This window comes from Streptomyces sp. NPDC037301, assembly GCF_055602785.1.
Window position 1 is genome coordinate 1 of the sequence record NZ_JBVJWD010000050.1, and the last position, 11,974, is coordinate 11,974.

Here is an 11,974-nt window from a genome sequence, read left to right on the forward strand (position 1 = left end):
TGGCTGGCGGACGACCTGGCGATGATCGGCCGGGTCGACGAGGCACGCCAGCTCTTCGAGCGGCTGCTGTCCCTGCGCAACGATCTGGGCCTGCTCGCGGAGGAATGGGATCCCAGGCTGCAGCGCCAGGTGGGGAACTTCCCGCAAGCCTTTTCCATGCTCGCGCTGATCGACAGCGCCCTCGCGCTCAAGAAGGCCCAAGCCGAGCACAACAGCGGTCACCACTTGAAGGTGACTCTGCCGAAACAGCTCCGACTCGCCGGGTCGATGAGCTTGCCGTCTTCGCCACAGGGCCCGTCGGCGGCCAGCAGTCCCGCAGCGGCAGAGGCGTCACGTTGAAGGGCCAACTCATTCTCCGCCTTGTCGGCTGCGCCACCGTGTGGTTCTCCGGCCTCGAACTCGCACCCCCGACGCGCCGATGACCCGTATCCAGGCCCTCGACCAAGGCCGACTTCATCGGTCCGACCGCCGCGCCCCTGCAAGGACATCCTGTGTATGCCATACGACCAGCCGAGTCCGCCGACCTTCCCGCCATACAACACCTGCGGGTCGCAAGGGCCCGACGGGCAACCCGGAAGTGTATCGGCACCGCCCGGTACCGGCAGCTGACACAGGCAGAGAAGGAGACAGCCCATCCGCTGGTCGTCACCTGGGACGGCGAGGTCATCGCCACCGCCACCCTGGTCGATCAGCCGCCGTATGCGGGCTGGACCCGACGCGAGTCGGCGCAGCGGACGATCGGCCTGGTCCGTGTGATCACGACACCGCCGCCGGAGCACAGCCTCAGCTGGCTCCTCACTTCCTGGGCCGTCGACTACGCGGCCCGCTCAGAGCACGAGTGGGTCCGCGTCTGTGTACCGGCCTTGCGGCTGGCCGACCGCTGGTGCACGGACCTCGGCTGGGAATACGTCCGGAGCCGTCATGAGCAGGACAGAGCACTGCATCTGTTGCAGCGTCCGGCCGAGCGGATGTCCGGTCCGGGTCTTGCCGCGCTCGTCGAAGACAGCGTGCCCATGCCGCACAGCCCCGTGCAGTCCTCCACATACCCCATCCCTGGCCTCTGAAAGGGCTTCAAATCTTGTCTACGTCGTCAAATACCGCCTTCCCAGCGACCCCGTTGAGCCTCAAGCAACAACTTGAGACTCAACCTGCAGTTGAGGTATCTGCCGTCACGAATGATGCATCTGCCGGCATCAGCGGGCCACGGTCTCCTCGCGACGAGTTGAGTTCCTACGCCTGGCTCGGGCCTATTCGTCCCCGGCACCCGGCTCACACTGCGCGAACTGCACGACTTCACCAGGTGCTCGGCCTGCGAACAGCGCCCCGCGCCGATGCAGTTGACCGATGCGGGACCCCTCGGCGACCGGTGGCGGGTGACCGACCACCGCCCTGCCGACTACACCGTCCACCGCACACGCAGCCTCCTCGCCGGTGAGAGGCCGTCGTGGGCCGATGACGGGTGCGCCCTGGTGCCGGGCCCGCCCCGGTTCCGAGCCCGCATCACCGCCCCGTGCCGGCCGGACCGCCCACCGCCATAGGGCTCCGCATCCCCCAACAAGTCAAATGGAATCGATTCACATGTCCGAGTTACCTGAAGTCGTATCCCTGCTGGCGCGAGGTGCCTTGTTCCTGCACCTCGTTGTCGCCCTGGGGCTGGTCCTGCGGAACGCTGACCGGAGCACTGCACGGAGCGTGTGGGCCGGGTGCCTGTTCCTCGACGCAGCCGGGCAGAAGCGCCTCGTCGGGGTCTACTTCCTCGTTGAGGCTGCGCTGATCTCCGCTGCGGCGATCACGAGCCTGGTCCGCGGCAACGCGCCGGGTTGGGCCCTGACGTTCACATTGCTCGCCCTCGGCTGCCTGGCTGTTGCCTACGTATGGTCAGCGCCCGCCGGCCCGGACAGCAGCGGCCCGGCTCAGCCGTCTGCCACCGGTGCCACCACCGCTGCTCCGGGCGAGACCGCAGCACAGCGGCAGGACTCCGAATGCGACCCATTACAACAGGGCCCTTCAGACCCGGTGACTGCAGTGCAGCACGATCCTGCCCGCTCCCTCGATGCTCGTCCTGGAGGTCTCCGCATGGTTCTCAGCTCTGGCCACACGAATCTTGTCATCGTCCCGTTGACTGATAGCGAGAAGCGGGCCCTTGAGCAGTTGTCCCTCGGGCGTGACATCACTGCCGGCGCCGCCGAACTCGGCGTCACAAAAGGCACGTTCAACGTGTACTTGACAAGAGCGGGCCACAAGCTTCAGGTCAAAGGGGCAGCTGTTCGGGTGCAGATGGCCTATGTGATGAAACAGCTCGCCCTGCCGGAGCCGGCCGTACCGTCCGTCACGTTCAGTGAGGCGGATCGCCGTCTGTGGCTGGCGCTCGCACTGCACTCCGCCCCCGCTCTCCTCGGCGCCGCAGCGGGGGTGGAGCCAAGCGCTGTCACCAGGGCCAGTCGGGACTTGATGGACAAGGCGGGGGCGAACAGTCCGGCGCACCTGGTCCGCCTCGGCCACGCCTTCCGAGTGGTTACCACCGATGCGGTCCCCCCGGCGTATCCGTAGATGCGCACGCGCGCCAACGACGACCACAAGGCCGCAAACGAAGTGTTCACGCGGACAGAGTCAGTCGGTCACCACTACGGCCTCCGCCGCCGGTTGATCTCGCGACACGGCTCGGCAGAGCCAGGTCGCCCCTGAGATCGCCTCAACTGCACAAGCCCTGCACTGCGCCGCCGAGCTGAAGGGCAGAAGGAGACGGACCGATCAAGGGTCGCCTGCGTGCGCAATGCACTCAGAACCACAGCCCAGTTTCCCGTAGCCAGGAATGCAGAACGTCATGAAAAACCTGTCTGATAAGCCCGACACGCACTCGTTCGTTCTGCGCCCGGGGGCACCGAGCCTCCCTGGGGTACGAACGAATGCCCGCTGGAGAGTCCCCGTCTTCACGGGACGGCGTCTCCCCAAAGCCTTGGCTCCCCACGCGGCACCCATTTTCTCGTGGGAATGGATGATTCAGGACGTTCTGAACAAGCGGCTGCCGCCTCCTCCCGTAACGCGGGAGCGCCCGCCTCTTCGGGCATATCAGGACGAGCCGGTGAGACTGATGCAGGAGGCGCGCGCGTCCGGGGCGCCCGGCTTCCTCCTGGCGTATCCGACGGGCTCAGGCAAGACCGCAATGTCCATATGCGCAACACACGACCTGCCCGATGTACACACAGTGCTCGTCGTCACCAAACTGGACGTCGTCCCGGCTTGGCGCAAGGCAATCGGCCACTTCGGCAGTGGCGGCAAGCGCTGGGCGGTGATCAATCCCGAGCAGCTGTGGAGACTGTTCATCCACCCTGTAAGGGACCTCAACTCTCTGCCGGTGGACAAGGCCGCCGAGTTCGCGGCCCAGGGCGGGATCCTGCGGATTCCGTTCGACGTGGTGATCGTGGACGAGTCGCACATGCTGGCCTCACCCACCTCACTGCGGTCCCGGACCGTCAAGCGGCTGCTCCTCCCCATGCACGGATCCAACCGGCGGCCGTGGTTTCTGCGCGCCTCGGCATCCCCCTTCTCCAACCCGGAGGAAACGGCCTACCTGAGTGACCTGATGGCCCATGCCGCGGGCGTGGAGGCCCCGGGTGTGCTGAGCCGGTCCGATTACCAGGCATGGCTGAGCAGCCTCGGGTTCGAGCTGAACACCGACCACGCACACCGGTGGTCCCATGACGTGAACCAAGACGACGTGAAGAAGGTCGACCACCTGTTGTTCTCCCAGGGCGTCGGAGCAACGGCCACTGCCGAGGAGCTGGGGCTGCCGTCCATGACGCGGGAGCTTCGTCCGGTGGAGCTCTCTCCCGGTGACCAGGTCCGGTACGAGTCCGCTTGGAGCGAGTTCCGGGCTCACCACGGTCTGGAAGTCAGCGACAGCACGCTCGACGGTGAGTCCGAGGTGCTGCGCCGTGTGCAGAAGGCGTCGCTGCTCAAGGCTCCGAAGGTGGCGAAGATCGTGGCAGGTCTGGTGGAAGACGGCTACCAGGTCGTGGTTCCCGCCTGGTATCTCGACAGCGTCTCCGCGATCGCGCGCCTGACCGCGGCGGAACTGAAGGCGCGGGGGCTGCCGGACCGGGTGGTGGAGATCACGGGTGCCGAGCGTCACCTGCGGGAGCGGAAGCGGCAGTTGTTCCAGGGAGGCCAGGCCCTGGTCGCGGTCACCAACTCGCTGGATGGCGTGAACTTCCACGCCGGCGAACGCGGTGGTGCGGGCAGAGGGGAGGACGCCACGCTGACCCCCCGCGCCTGTGTGATCGCTGATGTCCTGACCGGTGGCAGGCGCGCCTTGCAGGCCGAGGGGCGTACGCAACGGGACGGCCAGCGCTCGCTGACTCTCTATGTGTACGCGGAGAACACCACGGAGGAGGAGTGGCTGGCGCGGGTGCTGCGGGCCACTGCTGGTACGCAGGCTCTGGTCCAGTCACCTGAGGATGCCCGCGCGCTGATGGACCTGGCCACGCAGCTGACCGGTACCGCGGACGGGGAGCCGGGCCAGTGACGCGTGGCATGCCGGAGACGTCATGGCCCTCGGCCAGCCTGGCCGTTCTGCCGTTCGTCGAAACGGTGTATCCGTCAGGGAAGTGCGCGGTCCTGTCACTCGCACAGGTCTTGGAAGAGGCGGACCAGGTCCGTCTCGCCACGACTGACCCGCTGCTGTGGGCCGCAACGGCCCGGTTGCTCACCGCAGTCGCGTACACGGCGGGGTGCGGACCGTCCGGGCAGCACGAGTACTGGCAGCAGATCCGTGACGGCATCGACCTGACGCCGGCGGTGCACTGGGTTCACGACCACGCCGATGACCTGGACGTGTTCCATCCGACCAAGCCGCTGTTCCAGGACGGCTCCCTGCACACAGTCGCCGAGGGCCTGCCCGACGTCGGAATCGAGGTGCTGTACCTGGACATGACGGCGGCCATCCGGCGGCCGCTGCTGTCCGACCACCGCCACCTTTACACCTCCACGCCGGTGAGTGCCGCTCGCGCCACTGAGCTGCTGCTCGTCCAGCAGATGTGGTGCCTGGGCGGCCGGATTTCCGCCCGGGAGTCCGTCTACGGAAAGGAGTGTTATATCGGGCGCAGGTCTGCTGCGTGCGGTGGACTGGTCATCCAGCCGGACGGCGTCGTGGCGCAGATGCTCGCCTGGCGGCTGATGCCTCTGCCCGGCCCCGGGCTCGGCACAGCCCACTGGACCTACTTCCCCCGCCCGGAACCCTCAAAGGGGCAGGACGTGGGCGAGGACGGCCCGGCTCCCGATGGGGAGGCGGATGCGTTGACCTGGCATCCTCGCAGGGTCCTTCTTCTACCGCAGGCCGACGGCACAGTGGCCCGTGCGATGTTCGCCCAAGGTTGGCCGGCTGGCACGCAGACAGACCGGGTCACCGAGCACCCCGGCTGCCGAGACCTCCTGACGACTGACGCAGGAGGCCGCCTGCCCGCAGAAATTGTGACCAGCGAGGAGGACGTCGCGCCCCTCCTCCACGGCTGGTGGACAGCACCCGAATCCAGCTGGGCCCACACCGCGCGCCTGGCCGCCGAAGCCACCACCCGTCACCCGCCGGACGTTCGTGTCACCGGCCTGACTACGTCTCGCAAGAAGATCGAATGCCTGCGGCACGTCTTTCTGCCCGGCTCGCTGCTCGCCGATGCCGGAGGGAAGAACGCTGCGGCCTGCGTCATGGAAGCCCGCCGCCGAACCGCGGGCGCCGCGCCCGGTTTCGGCTCCTCCCACCTGTTCCAGGAGAGTTTCATGTTCGCGTCCGACGATGAGCGGACCCATGCCCTGCTCGACGGGGGACCCGATGTCGACCTCGACGAGAGCCTGTTCACCACGGCCGAAACGCCACACAGCCCCGAGGACGACGAGTCCATCGATCCCGTTGACGTGCTGACCCGGAAGCTGGGCAAATGGGCACTCAGCCGCCACACCCGGGACCTCATGGCGTACCTGGTCTCCTGGGCCGCTGTCCCGTCAGTGACCAACCCAGCCTACGCATCCGTGACCCGGCTCCTCCCCGACAATCTGCATCAGCCGGGCATGCTGACCGCCGCGCTCTTCGCCGTGCACCGAAAGACGTCCCGGGCCGAGAACCCGTACGGGAACGCTCCGCTGGCCCGGCTGATGCGCGCCTTCGGCACCGGACTCAGCTACGGGCCCCGGCATCAGCCCACCCGCGCGGCCATGACGCTGATGCTCGGTGCGCAGCGACTTGAGGACCTCAGGCCCTTGCTCGTGCAACAGATCCGCTTCGCCGCGAATCAGGGACTGACCCCGGACTGGAGCAGTCTCATGAACGATCTCGCGCACTGGGGCCCAGGCACCAGGGACCGCTGGCAGACGCAGTTCTACACCCGCGGCCGGCTGCCGCTCCGCGAACGACAGTTCGCGCCCGCTGGAATAGGAGACCTCCTCACATGACCACTCACGCCACTGACCTTGCTGCCAGGCCCGTTCGGGCCGAGGGACAGGTCACCGACGTCACGCGGAGTCCCGGTCCCTTCGTGGTGGTGCACTCACTCACCACTGTGGTTGGGGTGAATCTCAACAGGGACATGAATGACCTTCCCAAGTCTCTTTGGCATGGCGGGACCGAGCGGATGCGGGTCTCCTCCCAGTCCCTGGTCCGGGCCGCCCGCGAGTACATGCGCGCGGATGGCAGTCATGACCGCATCAGCGCTCTCTCCACCAAGTCCCTGCCCCACGCGGTGGCCCAGCATCTGGAGACGGAGCACGACGTCGACCCCGCCGACGCGGGACCCGCCGCAGCCCTCATCGTCGCCGCGACCGGCCTGGGCGTCAGCCCGGCCGATCCTGGCCGGACCAATGTCATGGCCTATATACCCGAAGACAGTGCGCAGCAGCTCAGTCGGCTCGTGATCTCACACTGGGACGAGCTCGCCGTCCAGCGCGAGCGAGTGGAGGATCTGATCGCCGAAGCACTCCAGCCGGCTGAGCGAGGCACGTCGTCCCGGAGGAAGCCGCATGCACCCATTCCGGTCGCGGACCTGCCAGAGAGCGTGGTCACCGCCGCCCAGGCCGTCCTGGAACCCGGCACCGTGGAAGAGATCGCGCTGTTCGGCCGGATGCTTGCCGGGCTCCCCGGCGGCAGGGTCATCTCCGCCGCTCACGTCGCCCACGGTTTTGGCGTTGACCCTCTCCGGCTGATCACTGACGAATTCGCGGCGGGTGACGACTACCAGGACGGCGGTGTCTTCGCCGGCACTGGCATGCTCGGACGCCAGTACCTGGTCTCGGGCACATTCTACCGGCAAGCGGCGCTGGACCGGCGCCAACTTCGCAAGACGCTAGCCCTGTCTGGGAAGACCCAGGACGAGGTCGAAGCCCTGGCCCAGAGCGCCGAACGCAGGTGGACACGAGCGATCGTCCGCAGCCTGCCTTCGGGCAAACGCTCCCGCACCGGCTCCCCGCCTCGCCCCACCCTGGCCGTGGTCACCACCACCGATGAGGCGCTGACCGCCTCGCCGGCCTTCGAAGACGCGATCCGTGAGCAGCCCGCAGGCCCTCACGCCGCTACCCGCCTGGCCACCTATCTCCACGAGCTCGGCCTGCGCGGTGGAACGGCTCTGTGGCACTCGCCCACGGGCGACGCACCACCCGACCTCCCGGACGTCCTGGCCGTGACGGGGTACTGACGTGGCCACCGTGCTCCTCCGCCTCTCCGGCCCGATGCAGGCCTACGGAACCTCATCTCATTGGGAAGAACGCGCCACCCGGTCACGCCCCACGAAAAGCGCGGTCATCGGTCTGATCGTCAACGCTCTCGATCTCAGCGCCGACACACCGCTGGACGACTTCATCAGCATGACCTTTACCGTCCGCGTCGACCGTCCCGGCCGACAGATGCGCGACGAGCAGACCGCCGGCGGTGGCTGTTTCCCTCCAGCCGATCCGCGAAACCCGAACCCGGGCCCGGACTATGGCGCCCCGCGCGACCCAGCCCTGACACCCGAGGGCACGCTCCGAGCCTCGCGGAAGAAGGGCAGCCGCCAATCGGTCCAGGTCACAAAGCACTACCTGGAGGACGCCGCGTTCCTCGCCGGGCTGAGCACCGAGGACCTCCAGCTCGCCCACACCATCGACAGCGCCCTGCGTCGTCCGGCTCGGCTGCTCTTCCTGGGCCGGCACTGCTGCCCACCCGCCCGGCCGATCGCCTACGGCGTGACCTCGCACGGGCCTGATCTGTGGCCCAGCCAGGTCAGTCTGCTTCCCGAAGCCACCGATGCACAGCCCACCGTGTGGACCGAAGTGCCGCCCACGACCGGTGCGTTTCCCAGTGCCGAGAACCCTGTCAGTTTCGCCGACCGCAGCCACAGAGCTCTGTTCCTCCAAACCTCGACGGTCACACCCCCCGCCCTGGAGTCCTGGTCATGACCACCCGCACGGTCACCCGATTCACCACAGTCCGGTCCGCGCTTACTCTTTCCCCGCCCGAGCAGGCCGCGTGCGACGACGTACACCAGCTGCACTCGCTGGTCCTCACCGGCTTCAGCACCCCGAACTCGCCCCGCCCCAAGCACGTACTGTTCGCCGCGCGCCGAGGAACACCCCAACACAACCGATCCCGAAAGCTCCAGGCCGCACCACCCGAACAAATTCTCGTCCAAGCGCCAGCCCCTCCCCGTTGGGAGCCCCTCCTGACCTCAGGACGCCTCATCAAAGCCGAGGTCTTCCCTGTCGAACACAACTTCGCCGTCGGCGACATCATCAACGTCCAGGTGATCGCCAACCCCTTCATGCGCAGTCTCCACTCCAGGAAGCGCGTCAGCCTGACGGCCCCCGACGACGCCTCGCGCTGGCTGCAGGGCTACCTGGCCCGCGGCGGACTGGAGACATCCCTCAACCTCATCCGTCCCGGCGAAAACATCTGCGCCACCGGCACGCACGCCCAGTCAGACAACCGCATCACCGTGGTCTACCGGGACATGACGGCACGCTGCCGCATACTCGCCCCTGACCTCCTCAAACAGGCCATGACACAAGGCCTGGGACAGGCCAAGGCCTACGGGTGCGGGCTCCTGCGTATAAGGCATGTCCAATGAACCACAGCGCACCCTCCCACCAGGTATATTCTGCTGTTGAGCGTCATCTCCTCACATCGGTGAGGCTGCACCAAGCTTTCGGGAATCCTGATAGGGCGCTCTCCCACATCCCCACACTGGTGGGGCAGCAACATCCCATACGGGAATGGGCCTCCCTCCCTTCGTCGTCGGCGGGCGCGGGAGGCTCATTCCCGTGTGCATGGTGCACTGGCGGATTTCGACGCCCACGGCAGATCGGCCCTCCCAGCGCGCCAATTCTCCCGGCGTTAACTGTCGTTGCCACTAGTGAAGTCCTAGCGGACGGCGGGGCCGCCGAAGTAGCCCCGGACGATGTGTGGCTGTCGCTGGCGTCTGCGGGCCCGCGCGACGTGTGGGCCGAGCTCAAAGATGTGCTGGTCCGGGCGGGTCTCAACCCGGCTGGTGCTGATCGCGTAAGACCAGACAGGGCACCGCCCCGTCCGGCAGCCTGAGCTCGAAATCCCCGCTCAGTCCTGGAGGGTAGGAAACTCCTCCCCTCCAGGGAGGGGAGGTTTCAATCAGTTGTGCCGTTCTGGATGTCGGTGATGAACGCGGCGAACGCGGCCGGTCCGACAATAATGGCGGGGCCAGTCGGGTTCTTCGAATCTCGGACGGCGATGCCCTGGTGTGAAGGTACGTCAGCGATTTCGACGCACTGGCTTTCTCCACCTCCGGAGTAGGACGGCTTGCGCCACCGAACTGGTCCCAGGTCGGGAGCACGAAGGACGGTCTTGCTAGGCACGGGGGTTTCCTTCCATATAGCTTTTGAGCTTTTGCCGAGATTCTTCTGCGGGCAGCGCGGCGTCGAGAACGGCGTCGAATGCCTCCGAGAAGGCCGCCACGTCCTCTGGCTGTTCCAGGAACATTCCTCCGCGGAGGTGATCGACCATCACCAGGGAGGGCCAGGGGTACCGGAAGTCCATGATGGTCATGTTGCTGGTGAGCCCAGGGTGCGGTGGTGCTCCCAGCGGCATGACGCGGATGGTGATGTTGCCGCGCTCCGACATGTCGAGCAGGCTGCGGATTTGATCTCGCATCACATCGGGGGTGGTACTCACACGGGGATACAGGGCGGACTCGTCGATCACCGTGTGGAGGGCGACGGGGTTCTCGGGCCGGGTGAGGACCGCTTTGCGCGCCTGCCGCACCTGGACGAAGGAATCCGCGTGCTTGCGGACGGCCTCGCTGGGTGAGCTGAAGATGGCCGCTTGCGCGTAGGCCGGCGTCTGCAGCAAGGCGTTGATGAGCTGGGGGAAGTACGCGCGGATGGTCAGCGCCTGCGATTCCAGAGCGATGCTGTCGGCGTACGGCCGGGGGAGGATGTCGTCGTATGCCGCCCACCACTGCCGGGGTCCGCCCTCTGCCGCCTCGCAGAGCGCAGCGACGGCCTCAGGGTCGTCGGCGTGGTACGCCTTCAGTAGCGTCCGGATTTCCGAGGCCTTGATGAGGTATTGCCCGGTCTCTACGCGTGACAGCCTCGTGCTCTCCCATTCGAGGGACTTGGCGGCTTTGGCGAGGGTGAGGCCTGCTTCGGCTCTGAAGCGGCGCAGCTGACCCCCAAGTCGCCGCCTCATGACCGGCGGTGTCGTCTGAGTAGTGGCCATGTGCGGAGTCTCCCACAACATTGTGGCGGTGGCAGGAGAACGGGAGTTCCAATCTCTTGCGGATTGAGCCCGCAATATTGCGGAGTTGCAGCAAACAGGAGCATGCTATCCACAGGCCGGGGTAGTCCGCTTCAGTTGCCACCCGTGTGCCCACACACAGCTATGCCATTGAGCTGCTGAGTCCGCCCTGGACCCGGCTGGTAGTCCCGTCACAACGGGACCGCCTCTCCACAACCCCGACTCCACGAGGTCGATATGACGGACCGGAGCACCTTCCCTCGACGCATCTCCACACGGCACAGTCCGGCCACGAGAAGGTTCGCGCACGCCCACGGCGGCAGCTCGCCCTGGCCCTCCGAAACCTTCCGCCCCTGCATCGAGCTTTCCTGCGCCTCTGACACGCACACAGCCATGAGGAGGCAGGTGTGACCGCAACCGCCACGCACACCGCCCCCATCGGGCCGCCCCAGTACGGCGAGCGATACGCCGCCGACAGCACCGCGCCCGCCGAAGCCCGTCACCACGTCGGCCTTGCCCTGGCTGCCTGGGACCTGGACCACGTGACCGATGCCGCCAGGCAGGTCGTATCCGAACTGCTCACCAACGCCCTCGACCACACGAACTCCCCCGTGATCGACATGTCCGTGACCCGTACCAGCCAGGACACAGTGCGGGTCACGGTCACCGACACCTCCTGTCGCACCCTTCCCGCCACGGCGCCGCTCCCCGGGCCTGACGCCGAGTCCGGCCGCGGGATCGTCATCGTCGCCTCGATCGCGAGGGCGTGGGGCAGCGAACTCGTCGACGGTGGCAAGCAGGTGTGGGCTGACCTCGACACGTCGCGGCCAGCGCGGTGAGCGCCACCGCGCACGGCGGGTTACCCGGCCCCGTTCTTTCTCCGCTCCGGTCCCGGGGTAGTGGCCGCCATCGCGCACCACGCTCCGAAAGTACGTTCGCCGTCTTGTACAGCCCGATGAACGCGACGGGCCTGGCGCTCACCGCCTGGATCACCATCACCGAAGTCGCCGGAGCCCCGACCGCCCTTCCCGCCGTTCCCTCCCCCGTGGTCGCGGACCAGTCCCTTGCCGAAGCGCAGCCGCCCACCCCGGTGGCCAATGCCACGGCAGCCCGCCCACGCCGCGCGCGCCCAGCGCACGACCTCACGTACGCAACTGCCACTGCGCCGCACGCATCACCTACGGCTGGCAGGGCCCGGGACATCCCGCGATCGGGCACGGTCACCGGCTACAAGCGCCTGCCGCCGAACTC

General features: G+C 67.2%; 11 protein-coding genes. 9 read left to right on the top strand and 2 right to left on the bottom strand.

Annotated elements, in window-relative coordinates; genetic code table 11:
* The 8 genes from ACZ7IB_RS40365 to ACZ7IB_RS40400 all read left to right on the top strand — a co-directional run.
* A partial coding sequence (locus ACZ7IB_RS40365; protein WP_470919634.1) for a glycoside hydrolase family 15 protein occupies positions 1–339 on the top strand: 339 nt, incomplete at its 5' end.
* A 152-nt stretch (positions 340–491) separates the two neighbouring features.
* Positions 492–1,064 (top strand): GNAT family N-acetyltransferase, encoded by a 573-nt coding sequence (locus ACZ7IB_RS40370; RefSeq protein ID WP_470919635.1) that lies wholly within the window; start codon positions 492–494, stop codon positions 1,062–1,064.
* A 514-nt stretch (positions 1,065–1,578) separates the two neighbouring features.
* Positions 1,579–2,550 carry a hypothetical protein gene (locus tag ACZ7IB_RS40375; protein WP_470919637.1) on the top strand — a complete coding sequence of 324 codons (972 nt, stop codon included), beginning with the start codon at positions 1,579–1,581 and terminating at the stop codon, positions 2,548–2,550.
* 445 nt (positions 2,551–2,995) lie between these two features.
* On the top strand, positions 2,996–4,525 hold the full coding sequence (locus tag ACZ7IB_RS40380) for a DEAD/DEAH box helicase family protein (RefSeq protein ID WP_470919638.1): 1,530 nt from the start codon (positions 2,996–2,998) through the stop codon (positions 4,523–4,525).
* The gene (casB, locus tag ACZ7IB_RS40385) at positions 4,522–6,441 is read left to right on the top strand and encodes a type I-E CRISPR-associated protein Cse2/CasB (RefSeq protein ID WP_470919639.1); all 1,920 of its coding nucleotides are present in this window, start codon (positions 4,522–4,524) and stop codon (positions 6,439–6,441) included. Before ACZ7IB_RS40380 ends, casB begins: the two co-directional genes overlap by 4 nt.
* Positions 6,438–7,676, top strand: coding sequence for a type I-E CRISPR-associated protein Cas7/Cse4/CasC (locus ACZ7IB_RS40390; RefSeq protein ID WP_470919641.1), 1,239 nt, complete (start codon positions 6,438–6,440; stop codon positions 7,674–7,676). Before casB ends, ACZ7IB_RS40390 begins: the two co-directional genes overlap by 4 nt.
* Before the next feature lies 1 nt (position 7,677).
* Positions 7,678–8,415: a type I-E CRISPR-associated protein Cas5/CasD gene (cas5e, locus tag ACZ7IB_RS40395; RefSeq protein ID WP_470919642.1), complete on the top strand. Its 738-nt coding sequence runs from the start codon at positions 7,678–7,680 to the stop codon at positions 8,413–8,415.
* Positions 8,412–9,083, top strand: a complete 672-nt coding sequence (locus ACZ7IB_RS40400; protein ID WP_470919644.1) for a type I-E CRISPR-associated protein Cas6/Cse3/CasE — start codon at positions 8,412–8,414, stop codon at positions 9,081–9,083. Before cas5e ends, ACZ7IB_RS40400 begins: the two co-directional genes overlap by 4 nt.
* A 532-nt stretch (positions 9,084–9,615) precedes the next feature.
* On the opposite strand, the gene ACZ7IB_RS40405 is transcribed toward ACZ7IB_RS40400, so the two are convergent.
* Both ACZ7IB_RS40405 and ACZ7IB_RS40410 read right to left on the bottom strand, forming a co-directional pair.
* Positions 9,616–9,843, bottom strand: coding sequence for a DUF397 domain-containing protein (locus tag ACZ7IB_RS40405; protein WP_470919645.1), 228 nt, complete (start codon positions 9,841–9,843; stop codon positions 9,616–9,618).
* Positions 9,836–10,705: a helix-turn-helix domain-containing protein gene (locus tag ACZ7IB_RS40410; protein ID WP_470919647.1), complete on the bottom strand. Its 870-nt coding sequence runs from the start codon at positions 10,703–10,705 to the stop codon at positions 9,836–9,838. Before ACZ7IB_RS40410 ends, ACZ7IB_RS40405 begins: the two co-directional genes overlap by 8 nt.
* A 425-nt stretch (positions 10,706–11,130) precedes the next feature.
* On the opposite strand from ACZ7IB_RS40410, the gene ACZ7IB_RS40415 reads away from it, so the two are divergent.
* Positions 11,131–11,562: an ATP-binding protein gene (locus tag ACZ7IB_RS40415; protein WP_470919649.1), complete on the top strand. Its 432-nt coding sequence runs from the start codon at positions 11,131–11,133 to the stop codon at positions 11,560–11,562.
* The last annotated feature ends 412 nt before the right edge of the window (positions 11,563–11,974 follow it).

Bases quoted from the DNA above. Each gene is read 5' to 3' on its own strand.
- ACZ7IB_RS40375 (WP_470919637.1), top strand. From the start codon at position 1,579: ATGTCCGAGTTACCTGAAGTCGTATCCCTGCTGGCGCGAGGTGCCTTG.
- ACZ7IB_RS40380 (WP_470919638.1), top strand. From the start codon at position 2,996: ATGATTCAGGACGTTCTGAACAAGCGGCTGCCGCCTCCTCCCGTAACG.
- ACZ7IB_RS40390 (WP_470919641.1), top strand. From the start codon at position 6,438: ATGACCACTCACGCCACTGACCTTGCTGCCAGGCCCGTTCGGGCCGAG.
- ACZ7IB_RS40400 (WP_470919644.1), top strand. From the start codon at position 8,412: ATGACCACCCGCACGGTCACCCGATTCACCACAGTCCGGTCCGCGCTT.
- ACZ7IB_RS40410 (WP_470919647.1), bottom strand. From the start codon at position 10,705: ATGGCCACTACTCAGACGACACCGCCGGTCATGAGGCGGCGACTTGGG.